Source organism: Pseudomonas sp. Z1-29, assembly GCF_051131995.1.
GTDB lineage: Bacteria > Pseudomonadota > Gammaproteobacteria > Pseudomonadales > Pseudomonadaceae > Aquipseudomonas.
On sequence record NZ_CP071645.1, the window covers coordinates 3935337 to 3949124 of the forward strand.

13 protein-coding genes are annotated in these 13788 nt (G+C 63.4%); 9 read left to right on the forward strand and 4 right to left on the reverse strand.

Annotated features, from left to right (window positions below; all coding sequences use genetic code 11):
* Positions 1 to 206 precede the first annotated feature (206 nt).
* From J3P84_RS17795 to J3P84_RS17805, 3 genes are all read left to right on the forward strand, one after another.
* Entirely contained in the window at positions 207 to 1541 is a 1335-nt protein-coding gene (locus J3P84_RS17795) for a substrate-binding domain-containing protein (RefSeq protein ID WP_434624818.1), read from the forward strand.
* A 480-nt stretch (positions 1542 to 2021) separates the two neighbouring features.
* Positions 2022 to 2300 carry a DUF6124 family protein gene (locus tag J3P84_RS17800; protein ID WP_434624820.1) on the forward strand — a complete coding sequence of 93 codons (279 nt, stop codon included), beginning with the start codon at positions 2022 to 2024 and terminating at the stop codon, positions 2298 to 2300.
* Positions 2301 to 2778: 478 nt separating this feature from the next.
* A complete protein-coding gene (locus J3P84_RS17805; RefSeq protein ID WP_305495705.1) occupies positions 2779 to 3057 on the forward strand; it encodes a DUF6124 family protein in 279 nt (92 codons plus the stop codon).
* A 153-nt stretch (positions 3058 to 3210) separates the two neighbouring features.
* Here the strand turns inward: J3P84_RS17805 and J3P84_RS17810 are convergent, their stop codons facing one another.
* Positions 3211 to 4449 (reverse strand): M20/M25/M40 family metallo-hydrolase, encoded by a 1239-nt coding sequence (locus tag J3P84_RS17810; RefSeq protein ID WP_434624822.1) that lies wholly within the window; start codon positions 4447 to 4449, stop codon positions 3211 to 3213.
* Between the two features lie 75 nt (positions 4450 to 4524).
* Positions 4525 to 5604: a diguanylate cyclase gene (locus tag J3P84_RS17815; protein WP_434624824.1), complete on the reverse strand. Its 1080-nt coding sequence runs from the start codon at positions 5602 to 5604 to the stop codon at positions 4525 to 4527.
* A 203-nt stretch (positions 5605 to 5807) separates the two neighbouring features.
* Here J3P84_RS17815 and J3P84_RS17820 point away from each other — a divergent pair, with 203 nt between their 5' ends.
* The 6 genes from J3P84_RS17820 (at position 5808) to J3P84_RS17845 (ending at position 12950) form a co-directional block, all read left to right on the forward strand.
* Positions 5808 to 6737: an alpha/beta fold hydrolase gene (locus tag J3P84_RS17820; protein ID WP_434624826.1), complete on the forward strand. Its 930-nt coding sequence runs from the start codon at positions 5808 to 5810 to the stop codon at positions 6735 to 6737.
* A 150-nt stretch (positions 6738 to 6887) separates the two neighbouring features.
* A complete protein-coding gene (glcD, locus tag J3P84_RS17825) occupies positions 6888 to 8387 on the forward strand; it encodes a glycolate oxidase subunit GlcD (protein WP_434624828.1) in 1500 nt (499 codons plus the stop codon).
* Positions 8387 to 9445 carry a glycolate oxidase subunit GlcE gene (glcE, locus tag J3P84_RS17830; protein WP_434624830.1) on the forward strand — a complete coding sequence of 353 codons (1059 nt, stop codon included), beginning with the start codon at positions 8387 to 8389 and terminating at the stop codon, positions 9443 to 9445. Before glcD ends, glcE begins: the two co-directional genes overlap by 1 nt.
* The gene (gene glcF / locus J3P84_RS17835) at positions 9446 to 10666 is read left to right on the forward strand and encodes a glycolate oxidase subunit GlcF (RefSeq protein WP_434624832.1); all 1221 of its coding nucleotides are present in this window, start codon (positions 9446 to 9448) and stop codon (positions 10664 to 10666) included. It abuts the gene before it with no gap.
* An 88-nt stretch (positions 10667 to 10754) separates the two neighbouring features.
* Positions 10755 to 12131, forward strand: coding sequence for a 2-oxoadipate dioxygenase/decarboxylase HglS (gene hglS, locus J3P84_RS17840; RefSeq protein WP_434624834.1), 1377 nt, complete (start codon positions 10755 to 10757; stop codon positions 12129 to 12131).
* Positions 12132 to 12431: 300 nt separating this feature from the next.
* Positions 12432 to 12950, forward strand: a complete 519-nt coding sequence (locus tag J3P84_RS17845; protein ID WP_434624836.1) for an Hcp family type VI secretion system effector — start codon at positions 12432 to 12434, stop codon at positions 12948 to 12950.
* A 175-nt stretch (positions 12951 to 13125) separates the two neighbouring features.
* On the opposite strand, the gene J3P84_RS17850 is transcribed toward J3P84_RS17845, so the two are convergent.
* On the reverse strand, positions 13126 to 13296 hold the full coding sequence (locus tag J3P84_RS17850) for a hypothetical protein (protein WP_434624838.1): 171 nt from the start codon (positions 13294 to 13296) through the stop codon (positions 13126 to 13128).
* A gap of 189 nt (positions 13297 to 13485) precedes the next feature.
* Positions 13486 to 13728, reverse strand: coding sequence for a hypothetical protein (locus J3P84_RS17855; protein ID WP_434624840.1), 243 nt, complete (start codon positions 13726 to 13728; stop codon positions 13486 to 13488).
* Positions 13729 to 13788 lie beyond the last annotated feature (60 nt).

Genomic DNA, 13788 nt, shown 5'->3' on the forward strand with positions numbered 1-13788 from the left:
AAGCTGCATCCATTCCTGTGGGAGCGAGCCTGCTCGCGAAAGCGCTATTCCTGTCGCAATGATGGCGCCTGACACAGCGCTTTCGCGAGCAGGCTCGCTCCCACATTCGACCGCGTCGGTCATCGCTCCGCGTCGCAACCTCGTCATCTTTAAGTAACCTGACTGACTTAATCTTCCGGCACCTCCCTGGTTCAAAAGGTGCCGGCATGCGGCTGTGCGTTGTGTTTTTCATGAGCTTCTGGCTGCCGCTCATGGCATGGGCCGGCGCCTTGCCCGTTCCCGAACACGGCCCGGCCCTGCGCATCCAGGGCTCCAACACCATCGGCGCGGCACTGGGGCCGGCCCTGGTCAAGGGCCTGATGCAAGGCCAGGGGCTGCTCAGGGTCAGCAGCGAAATAACCGGCCGGGACAATGAGCAACGGATCGTTGGCTGGACCGCCGAAGGCAAACGCGTCCAGATCGACATCGCGGCCCACGGTTCCAGCACCGGATTCGCCGCTCTCAAGCAAGCCAGCGCTGATCTGGCAGCCTCTTCCCGACCGATCAAGGACGGTGAACTGAAGGACCTGTCGGCCCTCGGCGACTTGAAAAGCCCGATGGCCGAGCAGGTCATCGCCATCGACGGCCTGGCGATTATTCTGCATCCGCAAAACCCGTTGCGTCAGCTCGACACCGTGCAACTGGCGCGCATTTTCAGCGGTGAGGCAAAGACCTGGGAAGCGGTGGGCAGCGTCGGCGGGGCCATTCATTTATACGCGCGGGACGAACAGTCCGGCACCTACGATACCTTCAAGGAACTGGTACTCAACCGACAAGGAAAAAAGCTCGATCCTGCGGCCCAGCGCTTCGAATCCAGTGAGCAATTGTCCGATGCGGTCAGCCAGGATCCGCAAGGCATCGGCTTCATCGGTTTGCCCTATGTGCGTCAGGCCAAACCCCTGGCGCTCGTTGACGGCGCCTCGCAGCCCATGTTGCCGCTGAACAACCTGATCGCCACCGAGGATTATCCCCTGTCCCGGCGCTTGTTTTTCTACTTGCCGCCAGCGCAAACCAACCCGTGGGCCGAAGCCCTGGTCGACTTCAGCCAAAGTGAACAAGGCCAGGCCATCGTCGCGGCCAACGGATTCATCGCCCAGACCATCCAGGCCATGTCCGTCACGCCCAACGCGCTGATGCCGGAGGGTTACCAGGCCTTGAGCCGCCATGCCCAGCGCCTGACCGTGAATTTCCGCTTCGAGGAAGGCAGCGCCAGCCTGGACAACAAGGCCCACCAAGACCTCGGCCGGGTACTCGACTATATAAGGCAACACGGAAAACTCGATCGGCGCGTGACCCTGGTGGGTTTTGGCGACCTCAAGGACGACCCGGCGCGAGCCGACCTGCTGTCGAAATTGCGCGCCATGGCGGTGCGGCGGGAATTGGTCAAATACGGCGTGACGTTGCGCGAGGTCCGCGGCTTCGGCGCGCTGATGCCAGTGGCGGCCAACAATGAAGACGAAGGCCGGGTGCGCAATCGGCGGGTGGAGGTTTGGGTTTACTGAACCCCTTGTGGCGAGGGAGCTTGCTCCCGCTGGACTGCGCAGCAGGCCCAGGTTTTTGTATCAACACAAAATTCTTGGGGCCGCTTCGCGGCCCAGCGGGAGCAAGCTCCCTCGCCACGAAAAGCCTCAGGGTTTACCGAGCGGGCCTCTGTGTAGGACCGAACTCCCGCGTCTTGCGCCTTTGCCTACAACTACGCCAGAATCGGCCGGCTTGTGCGCCTTGGGGCTGGGCTTTACTGTGGCCCGGTCGTTGAAAGATCAGCGATCGGGTTTAGCGATCCGGCTCCAGACTCAGAAGCTACAAGCCCAGTCTCGATTGCAGTTTTTTAACTCTGCAATTTGCGTCATGGTGGCTGTGCGCGGGAGACCTTCTGGTCTACCCGGGGTTTCTGTGACCCGGATCGCTAACCTGCGTACAGCCGCCACCTTACTTGTTTAGCGATAGGTCGTGGCGGCTCAACCCGTTCACGGAGACTCACCATGTTCAAACCAACACCCAACCCACCGGACACCGATCCAGCCACCGCCGATCCAAGAGAAACCGATCCCGGCCAACTCTTCACCGTCATCAACGGCATCGACACCGAATCCCTGCTCGCCAACCTCAGCGAAACCCTCGCCTCGGCCAACGCCATGGTCGGTTACCTGGCCTTCGACCTGGAAGATTCACGACGCCACATCGCCTTGGGCATCCAGCAACTGATCGAACTGGGCGCACTCCTGGCAAACCGCGCGCTGGACAACGTCGACCCACGCTAGCCAAGCACAACCCTATTGTGGCGAGGGAGCTTGCTCCCGCTGGACTGCGCAGCAGGCCCAGGTTTTTTGTTTCAACACAAAATCCTTGGGGCCGCTTCGCGGCCCAGCGGGAGCAAGCTCCCTCGCCACGAAAAGCCTCTGGGTTTACCGCGTGGGCCTCTGTGTAGGACCGAACTCCAGCGTCTTGCGCCTTTGCCTACAACTACGCCAGAATCCGCCGGCTTGTGCGCCTTGGGGTTGGGCTTTACTGTTGTCTGGTCGTTGAAAAATCAGCGATCGGGTTTGGTAGCCCGGGCTTTCGGTGCATAGCGTCACCTCTTGTGAGTGCAATCATGCGCTTCGCTTTATGGTGGCCCTGCGCAGGGTCTCTCCGGAGACGCCGGCTTCCGATGCCCGGTCTACCAACCTTCGTATGGCCACCACCCTTCGTTTGGTAGCGAGAGGGTTACGGCTCCTTCAGACGCATCGGAGATTCACCATGTTCAAACCAACACCCAACCCACCGGACACCGATCCAGCCACCGCCGCTCCAAGAGAAACCGATCCCGGCCAACTCTTCACCGTCATCAACGGCATCGACACCGAATCCCTGCTCGCCAACCTCAGCGAAACCCTCGCCTCGGCCAACGCCATGGTCGGTTACCTGGCCTTCGACCTGGAAGATTCACGACGCCACATTGCCCTGGGCATCCAGCAACTGATCGAACTGGGCGCACTCCTCGCAAACCGCGCCCTGGACAACGTCGACCCACGCTAGCCAAGCACAACCCTGTCGTGGCGAGGGAGCTTGCTCCCGCTGGACTGCGCAGCAGGCCCAGGTTTTTTGTTTCAACACAAAATCCTTGGGGCCGCTTCGCGGCCCAGCGGGAGCAAGCTCCCTCGCCACGAAAAGCCTTTCTTCCGCGGGATACTACCGTGCCGCCAACTCCATGATCATTCGCGTCAGCAGATAAATCCTCGGCACCACGCTTTCGACCTCGGCATATTCCTCGGGCGTATGGATATTGCCGCCGACGATGCCAAATCCGTCCAGCGTGGGTGTACCAACGCCGGCGGACAGGCTGGCGTCCGCCGCGCCGCCGCTGCCTTCCTCGGTCAGTTTGCGGCCCAGCTCGCCATAGATGCCCTGGGCCATGGCCATCAACCGGTCCGACTCGGCGGTCTGGGGCATGGGCGGCAAACCGCGATGCAGGCTGGTGGTGACTTCGGTGTCGGCGATCAGCTTGTCCTTCGAGACCCGGGCCAGGTCTTTTTCGATGCGGTCGAATTCTTCCGGCACCGCTGCGCGCACGTCGGCCTTGGCCGTGGCCTGGTCGGGGATCACGTTGGTCCGGTCACCGGCCTTGAGCACGGTGAAGTTGATGGTGGTCTTCTTTTCCGCGTCGCCCAGCTTGCCCAGTTGCAGTATCTGATGCGCCGCTTCCATTGCCGCGTTACGCCCCAGTTCCGGTGCGACGCCGGCGTGGGCCGCCTTGCCCTTGACCTCCACCAACGCGGTTGCGCTGCCCTTGCGCCACACCACCAGGCCGTCGGCCGGGCGCCCCGGTTCAAGGTTGAGGGTCACGTCATGGGCCTTGGCGGTTTTCTTGATCAGGTCGGTGGCGACGTCCGAACCAGTCTCTTCGCTGGCATCGAGCAGGAACGTGATCTGCGCGTAATTCTTGAAATCCAGGTTCTTCAGCACCTTCAGCGCATAGATGCCCGCAACGATGCCGCCCTTGTCATCCATCACCCCCGGCCCGTAGGCGCGGCCATCCTTGATACGGAAGGGACGTTCGGCCGCCGAGCCTTCCTTGAACACCGTGTCCATATGGGCCATCAGCAGGATTTTCGCCTTGCCGGTGCCCTTGAACGTCGCCAGGACATGGTGGCTGCCGTCCGAATTGGGCACTTTTTCAATGGTGGCGCCGAGCTTCTGCAACTCGTCGATGGCGATGTCGCCGACCTGGGTCAGCCCCGGCACATAACCGGAACCGGAGTCGATGTTCACCAGGCGTTCAAGCAATTTCAGCGCCTCGCCCTTGTACTGCTCGGCATCGGCCAGCACCTGTTGATGGGGCTGCGCCAGGGCGGCAGGGGCAAAGGCGCCAAGGGCCAGGCTCAGGCCGAGGCTGACGGCGAGACGGGAGCGACGAGCGATAACGGTCATGAGTTCATCCTTGTTTCATTGGAAAGCATCATCGGGAAGGTCAACCAGCACCCTACCCGACAATGCGCCAAGGCTCTAGACCGCGGACGCCTCCAGCACCGGCCGATGTCGCTGACAGACAACCCGGTTGCGTCCGCTGGTCTTGGCTTCATAGAGCACCTGGTCGGCGTCGTCGAGCCAGGCGGTCGCATCGGCATAATCCGCCGTGAAGGCCGCCAGGCCGATGCTCAGGCTCACTTTCAGCGCCGGGTCACGTCCGTAGTCCTGCGCGGTGAAGCGTTCGCGTAGCCCCTCCATCGCCTGCACCGCGCTGAGCAGCGTCAGGTCCGGCAGGATCACCCCGAACTCGTCGCCGCCATAGCGCCCGACGATGTCCGTGGCCCGCAGGTTCTGCCCCAGCAGCTTGCCGAGCTGACGCAGCACGACATCACCGGCGCCATGGCCGTAGGTGTCATTGATGGCTTTGAAGTGGTCGATATCGATCAGCGCGATCACGCCATGCCCTGCCCCGTCCGGTGACTGGCGTCGGCAGTGCTGGAATGCCTCGTTGAGCCGGTCCTTCCAGGCGCCATGGTTGAGCAGGCCGGTCAGGCTGTCGGTACGGCTCAGGGCCAGCAATTCGCGTTTCTGTCGGCCCAGGGTGTGCGCCTGGCGAAAGCAGATCCAGCCCAGCGCCAGCGGGTACAGGCATAGCAACGGCAAGCAGGCGTATAGCTGCGCCGGGCTGGTCATGGGTACGCTGGCAAAGGGGAACATGAATATCCCGACGGTGATACCGGCAACCTGGGCCACAGCCCCGACCAACAGGAAACGCAGGCCGCCGATGGCCACGTTGTTCATTGCCATCATCGCCAGTGTCACGGCCGTGGGCAGCGGGTTGAATTGCATCGCGGCGACCCAGAAGCCACCGAGGAAGGCGTCGATCACCAGGTTGCGGTGCTCGGCATGGTACGGCACCGTCGAACGACGGGCCCATTGGTAGGACACGTGCGGCCAGAGCAACCCGTTGGACAGCATGAAGCCCCAGACCCAGGGCGCCGGGTCGAGGGGATAGAGCGCGGCGCTCACCACCAGCAACCCCAGCGCAAGGCCGAGGATTCGGGATGTGTAGAGCCTCCTGGCCAGCGACAATCCCTTTTTTCCCGTTTTATGCATAGAGGCCTCTGCACCACCGGTCTCCCGGGGCCGGGATAGGTTTTGGGCAGTCTATCAGGGCGAGGTCAAATAGCCACTATCGATGCAGGGGTATTTATTCCGACCGATCAGCGTGGTTCCCCGCGGATTTTGGCTATACATGAAAAAGGGAAATTCGTTGGTACAGGGTCTCGATCGCCTTGTCCTGATATGGAGGCAACAACATGCTGGTGTTGTGGGTGGTCCTTGCGGTGTTCATCGCCTGGAGCTGGTTGACGTATCCGGGCATCGGCCATGTGCTGTATGACCTGGGCATGGCGCTGGAGGCGCGTCTCTACCGGCTGCATAAAATTACCGTGCCGATCAGCGAAATGACGGTGTCGACCTGGCAGGGCGGGCCCTATGAAGCGTCCGGCAGCGTGCTGATGCTGCATGGCTACAGCGCCGACAAGAACCTCTGGTTGCGCTTCGCCCGGTATTTCGTCGGCGATTACCGGGTGGTGATTCCCGACCTGGCCGGCCATGGCGAAACCGGCTTCAAGACCGGCGGCGGTTATGACATCCCGACCCAGGCGCGGCGAGTGATCGAATTGCTCGATGCCTGTGGCCTGGACAAGGTCCATGTGATCGGCAACTCCATGGGTGGTTACCTCGCAGCCTGGCTGGCGGCGACGTCACCTGAGCGGGTGTTGACCCTGGCGCTGATCGATCCGGCCGGTGTCACCGCCCCCGAACCCAGCGACATGGAACGCCACCTGGCCGCCGGCCACAATCCGTTCCTGGTTGATTCTCGAGACGATTTCGCGCCGTTCTACGCCATGACCATGGCCTCGCCGCCCTGGCTGCCCAGCGTGGTGCTGGCGGCGCTGGCCGAGCGTTATGAACAGCGCCGGGAGGAATTGGCGGAGATCTTCGTCGATTTACGCGCCAGCCCACCAATGGAACCGCGCCTGGCCGACATCCGCGCCCCTTCGTTGCTACTCTGGGGACGCAAGGACCGGTTGATCGACGTCAGCAGCGTACCGGTATGGAGCAAGGGCATCACCGACCTCAGGGTGGAAATCTGGGACGGGGTCGGGCATATGCCGATGGTTGAAAAACCAGGCAAGACTGCGGCGTTGTACCGGGATTTTCTGAAGGGGTTGGGGCAGTGACGTCAGCCGGGTTAAGTACCGTGGCGAGGGAGCTCGCTCCCGCTGGACTGCGCAGCAGGCCCAGGTTTTTTGTTTCTACACAAAATTTTTGGGCCGCTTCGCGGCCCAGCGGGAGCAAGCTCCCTCGCCACAGGTTGAGGCAACCATCCGATGAACATCCTCTACGACGAGCAGCTCGACGGCCCGCTGCCGAAAGTGCACAAGCAGGCCCTGCTCGACGCCATGCAGGCACGTATTCCGGACTTGGATATCCTGCACCGCGACGAAGACCTCAGGCCCTACGAATGCGATGGGCTGTCTGCCTACCGGACCACGCCCCTGCTGGTCGTGCTGCCGCGGCGGGTCGAGCAGGTGCAGGCCTTGCTCAAGCTGTGCCATGAACAGAATGTGCCGGTGGTGGCCAGGGGCGCCGGGACCGGCCTGTCCGGTGGCGCCCTGCCCCTGCAAAGCGGCGTGTTGCTGGTCATGGCGCGCTTCAACCAGATCCTGCACATCGACCCCGACGCCCGCACCGCGCGCCTGCAGCCAGGGGTGCGCAACCTGGCGATTTCCCAGGCGGCGGCGCCGTTCGGGTTGTACTACGCGCCGGACCCTTCCTCGCAGATCGCCTGCTCCATCGGCGGCAACGTCGCGGAGAACGCCGGTGGCGTGCATTGCCTGAAATACGGCCTGACGGTGCACAACCTGCTGAAGCTGGAAATCCTCACCATCGAAGGCGAACGCCTGGTGCTGGGCAGCGAGGCCCTGGACTCGCCAGGCCTGGACCTGCTGGCGTTGTTCACCGGCTCCGAAGGCCTGCTGGGGATCATCACCGAAGTCACCGTCAAGCTGTTGCCCCGCCCCCAGGTTGCCAGGGTGCTGCTGGCCAGTTTTGATTCGGTGGACAAGGCCGGACGAGCGGTGGCCGAGATCATCGCAGCCGGGATCATCCCCGGCGGCCTGGAAATGATGGACAACCTGGCGATCCGCGCCGCCGAGGATTTCATCCACGCCGGCTACCCGGTCGACGCCGAAGCGATCCTGCTGTGCGAGCTCGATGGCGTCGAGGCCGATGTCCACGATGACTGCGAACGGGTCCGCCAGGTGCTGCAACGGGCCGGCGCCACCGAGGTGCGCCTGGCCCGGGACGAGGCCGAACGCCTGCGGTTCTGGGCCGGACGCAAGAATGCGTTTCCGGCGGTAGGCCGCCTGGCTCCGGACTATTACTGCATGGACGGGACCATCCCCCGGCGGGCATTGCCCGAGGTCTTGCAGCGCATCGCCAGCCTGGGCAGCGAACACGGCCTGCGGGTCGCCAACGTGTTCCATGCCGGCGACGGCAACATGCACCCGCTGATCCTGTTCGACGCCAACCAGCCGGGCGAGCTGGAGCGCGCCGAAACCCTGGGTGGGAAGATCCTCGAACTGTGCGTCCAGGTGGGCGGCAGCATCACCGGTGAACACGGCGTCGGCCGGGAGAAAATCAACCAGATGTGCACGCAGTTCAACAGCGACGAGCTGCTGCTGTTCCACGCGGTGAAAGCCGCGTTCGATCCGCATGGCCTGCTCAACCCCGGCAAGAACATACCGACCCTGAACCGCTGCGCTGAATTTGGCGCGATGCATATCCATGGCGCGCAATTGCCATTTCCTGAACTGGAGCGATTCTGATGATCGCGCAAGTCGACCGCGACGCCAGCGAGCTGCTGCTGGAGCAGGTCAATCGCGCTCGCGCGAGCGATACGCCGCTGCGCATCCAGGGCTCCAACAGCAAGGCTTTCCTGGGACGCCAAGTGGCCGGCGAGGTGCTGGACACCCGTGCGCATCGAGGGATCGTTGACTACGACCCCACGGAGCTGGTCATCACCGCCCGCGCCGGCACCCCGCTGCGGGAACTGTTGGCCGCGCTGGACGCCGCCGGGCAGCGGCTGCCCTGCGAGCCGCCGGCGTTCGGCGCGGACGCCACGGTGGGCGGCATGGTCGCCGCCGGATTGTCGGGGCCGCGCCGTCCGTGGGCCGGCTCGGTGCGCGACTATGTGCTCGGCACGCGGATGATCAGCGGCCACGGCCACCTGTTGCGCTTTGGCGGCGAGGTGATGAAAAACGTCGCCGGCTACGACCTGTCGCGCCTGCTGGCCGGCAGTTTCGGTTGCCTGGGGGTGATCACCGAAGTGTCCTTGAAAGTGCTGCCCAAGCCCCGCCACGGCTTGAGCATCCGCCTGGAAATGGACAGCCGCGAAGCCCTGGAAAAACTCGCCGAATGGGGCCGACAACCCTTGCCCATCAGCGCAGCCAGCCACGACGGCGATTGTCTGCGCCTGCGCCTGGAAGGCGGCGAGGGTTCGGTCAGCGCGGCCCATCAGCGCCTGGGCGGCGAAGCCATCGACGATCAATACTGGACCGAGCTGAATGAACATCGCCTGCCATTCTTCGCTGAAGACCTTCCCCTGTGGCGCCTGTCGCTGCCCAATGCTACCGGCCCGCTCGACTTGCCCGGTGCGCAACTGATCGATTGGGCGGGCGCGCAGCGCTGGCTGAAAACCGAAGCCGATACGGTCCAGGCCCTGGCGCGGGAATGGGGTGGCCATGCCGTCTGCTATCGTCCTGGCGCAACCGCAACGCCGTTCCAACCGTTGGCCCCGGCGCTGCTGCGCTACCACCGTCAACTCAAGGCGAAGCTTGATCCCCAGGGCCTGTTCAATCCTGGCCGAATGTACGCGGAGTTCTAGATGCAGACCCGGTTCAGTGAAAAAAGCCAACGCCTGCCTCGCGCCGAAGAGGCCGAACGGATCCTGCGCAGTTGCGTGCATTGCGGCTTCTGCAACGCCACCTGCCCCACTTACCAGTTGCTCGGCGATGAACTGGACGGCCCGCGCGGACGCATCTACCTGATCAAGCAGGTGCTCGAAGGCCAGCCGCCAACCGCCAGCACCCAACTGCACCTCGATCGCTGCCTGTCGTGCCGCAACTGCGAAACCACCTGCCCGTCCGGCGTCGATTATCACAACCTGCTGGACATCGGCCGGGCCGTGGTCGACGCGGCAGTGCCCCGCACCGCCGGCCAACGGGCCCTGCGTCTCGGCTTGCGTGGCCTGGCTGCGAGTCCCGAACGATTCAAGAATCTGCTGCGCCTGGGAACGCTATTCCGCCCGCTACTGCCGGCGAACCTGGAGGCCAAGCTGCCACGGTCGGCGGCGTCCCCCGGCACGCGCCCGGCCGTGCGGCACTCGCGCCGCGTGCTGATGCTCGAAGGCTGCGTGCAGCCGGGCCTGTCGCCGAACACCAACGCGGCCGCCGCCCGGGTGCTGGACCGGCTCGGCATCAGCGTCGTTGCGAGCCCTGAAGCCGGCTGTTGCGGCGCGCTGGATTATCATCTCGACGCTCAACCCACCGGGTTGGACCGCGCCCGACGCAACATCGATGCCTGGTGGCCGCACTTGCAAGACGGCGCCGAGGCGATCGTCCAGACCGCCAGCGGCTGCGGCGCGTTTATCAAAGACTACGGGCATCTGTTGGAGCACGACCCGGTTTATGCCGCCAAGGCGAAACACGTCAGCGAACGCGCGCTGGACCTGGTGCAGGTACTCGGCAACGAACCGCTGGAAGCAATCTGCGCCGCCAGGGATCAACGCATCGCCGTCCATTGCCCCTGCACCTTGCAGCACGCGCAGAAACTCGGTGGCGCCGTCGAAGCCCTGCTCACAAGGCTGGGCTTCAACCTCACCGAGGTGCCCGACGGCCACCTGTGCTGCGGCTCGGCCGGGGCCTATTCGCTGACCCAGCCGGCGCTGGCGCGACAATTGCGGGACAACCGTCTCAACGCGCTGGAAAGCGGCCGGCCGGAGCTGATCGTCACCGCCAATGTCGGCTGCCAGAGCCACCTTGACGGTGCCGGTCGCACGCCCGTGCGGCACTGGATCGAGCTGGTGGATCAGTCCCTGGCAGAATGAAGTCGTGAAGATTCTTCGTTTGCCGGCACTGGCGAAGGCTGCGATCTTTTGTCCATCTTTCCCACAGCCCTCGCCAGGAATTCCCACGATGAGCTTCGTCAGCCCCGACCTGATCCGCCAACGCTTCTCCAAGGCGATGTCCGACATGTACCGCGACGAAGTACCGCTGTACGGCGCGTTGATGAACCTGGTGGAGCAAACCAACGCCCGCGTGTTGGGAAACGATCCGCAACTGGCCGAACACCTGTGCAACACCGGCGAACTGCAGCGCCTGGACCTGGAACGGCATGGCGCGATCCGCGTCGGCACCGCCGCCGAGCTGGCGATGCTGGGTCGGCTGTTCGCGGTCATGGGCATGCAGCCGGTGGGCTATTACGATCTGACGCCGGCCGGGGTGCCGGTGCATTCCACGGCCTTCCGCGCCGTGCATGAAACCGCACTGCAAGTCAGCCCCTTTCGCGTGTTCACTTCGCTGTTGCGCCTGGAGCTGATTGAAAACGCCGAGCTTCGGGCCTTTGCCGAATCGGTGCTGGGCAAACGGCAGATCTTCACTTCCGGCGCCCTTGAACTCATCGAGTTGGCCGAACGTCAGGGCGGCCTGACCGAGCCCCAGGCCGAGGAATTTGTGCTGCAAGCGCTGGAAACCTTTCGCTGGCACCACAGCGCCACCGTCACCGCCGAACAATACCGTCAACTGAGCGCCCAGCATCGGCTGATTGCCGACGTGGTGGCGTTCAAGGGCCCGCATATCAATCACCTGACGCCGCGCACCCTGGACATCGACATTGTCCAGGCCCAGATGCCGGTGCATGGCATCACGCCCAAGGCCGTGATCGAAGGCCCGCCCCGTCGCCAATGCCCCATCCTGCTGCGCCAGACCAGTTTCAAGGCGCTCGATGAACCCGTCGCGTTCACCGACCAACCAGAATCCCAAGGCAGCCACAGCGCCCGGTTTGGTGAAATCGAGCAACGCGGCGCGGCGCTCACGCCCAAGGGCCGGGCGCTCTACGATCAACTGCTGAACGCGGCGCGGGACGCCCTGGGCGCGTTTCCCAACGAAGCCAATGCCGAACGCTACAACGCGCTGATGGCTGAACACTTCGCCAACTTCCCTGACACCCTCGACGAACTGCGCCGACAAGCGCTGGCGTACTTTCGCTATTTCGTGACGCCAGCGGGGCTGGCCGCCAAGGGCACGATTGAACGGTCGAGCTCGCTGGAGCACTTGCTCGAACAGCAATACCTGCGCGCCGAACCCTTGGTGTACGAAGATTTCCTTCCGGTCAGCGCCGCGGGCATCTTCCAGTCGAACCTGGGCGATGCCGCGCAGAATCACTACGCCGGACAGTCCAATCGGCACGCCTTCGAAACGGCGCTGGGGCGGCCGACCATCGATGAACTGGGGCTGTATGCCGAGACGCAGCAGCGCTCCGTCGATGAATGTCTGTATACGCTGGGGCTCTGAAAACCAGCGCAGGAAGGAGGGGCAGCAAGTTGCGCAAGTCCGACAGCAGCATCCGCTCGACTTACGCGCCTTGCTCCCGGCAACACGGTGGCTCGTGGTTGGGCAGATCAATGCGAGGCAGCGTGCAGCCGTTTGCGTGATTTGCCGGGCGCGCGACCCGAGGCTCGCCCAGAAAACAAGCTAATACCTTGATTTGGATATATTTTCTTGCCGATGGCACGGCTCTTGATAACGCTCAGACCGCCTTCGGACGATTCGCGTCCCGGGGCTTCTCAGTTTATCCAGGAAGGAGAGCATCCATTGGCTACCCCCGCTTACATGTCCATCGAAGGCACCAGACAAGGCCTGATCACCGCCGGCGCGTTCACCGCCGACTCGGTAGGCAACATCTATCAGGAAGGTCATGAAGACCAGGTCATGGTGCAGGGCTTCGAGCATCAGGTGAACATCCCCCGCGACCCGCAATCGGGCCAGCCAACCGGCCAGCGCGTGCACAAACCCCTGGTCATCACCAAAGTCTTCGACAAGGCTTCGCCCCTGCTGCTGGCAGCCCTGACCAGCGGCGAGCGCCTGACGAAGGTGGAGATCCAGTGGTACCGCACATCGGCCGCAGGCACCCAGGAGCACTACTACACCACCACCTTGGAGGACGCGACCATCGTCGACATGAAAGATTACATGCTCAATTGCCAGGACCCGGGCAACAGCCACTTCACCCATCTGGAGGACGTTCATTTCAGCTACCGCAAGATCACTTGGACTCACGTGGCCTGTGGCACCTCGGGCTCGGATGACTGGCGCATCCCGACAGCGGGCTGAGTCATGCAGGTGTTCGCCCAGTGTGACGGCCTCGGCATTCCATGCACTGGTAAAGAGCCTGGCACTGGGCGAACGAAAACAATGATAGTGGAGCTTGCCAGGTCTGTCCGTGAGGCCCGCTTAAATAATTATTCACGTAGCGTGGCGAGGGAGTTTGTTTCTCGCCACCCAAGATTCAATCGCCCCGTGCGGTTTTTTGCGCATCGGTTTCCTGCGCCTCGGCATTGCCTTGCTGCTCTCGCTTGGCCGGGTCGTTCGGTCGTAGCGCGTCGTTGTCTCGCTCCACTTCGCCGGGCAACGCCGGCTCGTCGGGGTTGTGTTGGGTCTGATCGGGACCGGGCTTCATGGTGGACTCCTTGGATGGTGGTGCCAGTGGCTGGCGTTTGGTTGGATGGATGGCGGCAAGGGCTGTCATCAGGACCGGGTTGTCTTCTTCGCGAGCAGGCTCGCTCCCACATTGGGATGCACTCTCTGTGGCAGAGCCCGCTCACGCTTCTGTGGGAGCGAGCCTGCTCGCGAAGGGGCCCGCGAAGAATCAGGCGTCAGGATCGGCCACTTCCTCCGCCACATTCGCATCCGGCGAGCGCTGGTGCAGTTCCTCCGCCTTGGTCTTCAGCTCCTGCCAGCGGTCCAGGTCAATGGCTCCCTGGCCGAACAGGTCGTCGGCCAGCCGCATCAGCTCGGTGAAATGAACGTCGGGCGACTGCTGGAAGTAGGCCTTGTCGTCGAACAGCCGCTGCCAGTCGGCCAGCGACGGAGGTTTGAGGTCATCGCTCATGAGGGGCTCCCGCGAGGCATTCATAAAGTATGAGAGGCGACGCTTGTCGGGAGTTCCGGT

Coding starts and splice junctions, on each gene's coding strand:
- J3P84_RS17795 (WP_434624818.1), top strand. CDS start 207: ATGCGGCTGTGCGTTGTGTTTTTCATGAGCTTCTGGCTGCCGCTCATG.
- J3P84_RS17800 (WP_434624820.1), top strand. CDS start 2,022: ATGTTCAAACCAACACCCAACCCACCGGACACCGATCCAGCCACCGCC.
- J3P84_RS17805 (WP_305495705.1), top strand. CDS start 2,779: ATGTTCAAACCAACACCCAACCCACCGGACACCGATCCAGCCACCGCC.
- J3P84_RS17810 (WP_434624822.1), bottom strand. CDS start 4,449: ATGACCGTTATCGCTCGTCGCTCCCGTCTCGCCGTCAGCCTCGGCCTG.
- J3P84_RS17815 (WP_434624824.1), bottom strand. CDS start 5,604: ATGCATAAAACGGGAAAAAAGGGATTGTCGCTGGCCAGGAGGCTCTAC.
- J3P84_RS17820 (WP_434624826.1), top strand. CDS start 5,808: ATGCTGGTGTTGTGGGTGGTCCTTGCGGTGTTCATCGCCTGGAGCTGG.
- glcD (WP_434624828.1), top strand. CDS start 6,888: ATGAACATCCTCTACGACGAGCAGCTCGACGGCCCGCTGCCGAAAGTG.
- glcE (WP_434624830.1), top strand. CDS start 8,387: ATGATCGCGCAAGTCGACCGCGACGCCAGCGAGCTGCTGCTGGAGCAG.
- glcF (WP_434624832.1), top strand. CDS start 9,446: ATGCAGACCCGGTTCAGTGAAAAAAGCCAACGCCTGCCTCGCGCCGAA.
- hglS (WP_434624834.1), top strand. CDS start 10,755: ATGAGCTTCGTCAGCCCCGACCTGATCCGCCAACGCTTCTCCAAGGCG.
- J3P84_RS17850 (WP_434624838.1), bottom strand. CDS start 13,296: ATGAAGCCCGGTCCCGATCAGACCCAACACAACCCCGACGAGCCGGCG.
- J3P84_RS17855 (WP_434624840.1), bottom strand. CDS start 13,728: ATGAGCGATGACCTCAAACCTCCGTCGCTGGCCGACTGGCAGCGGCTG.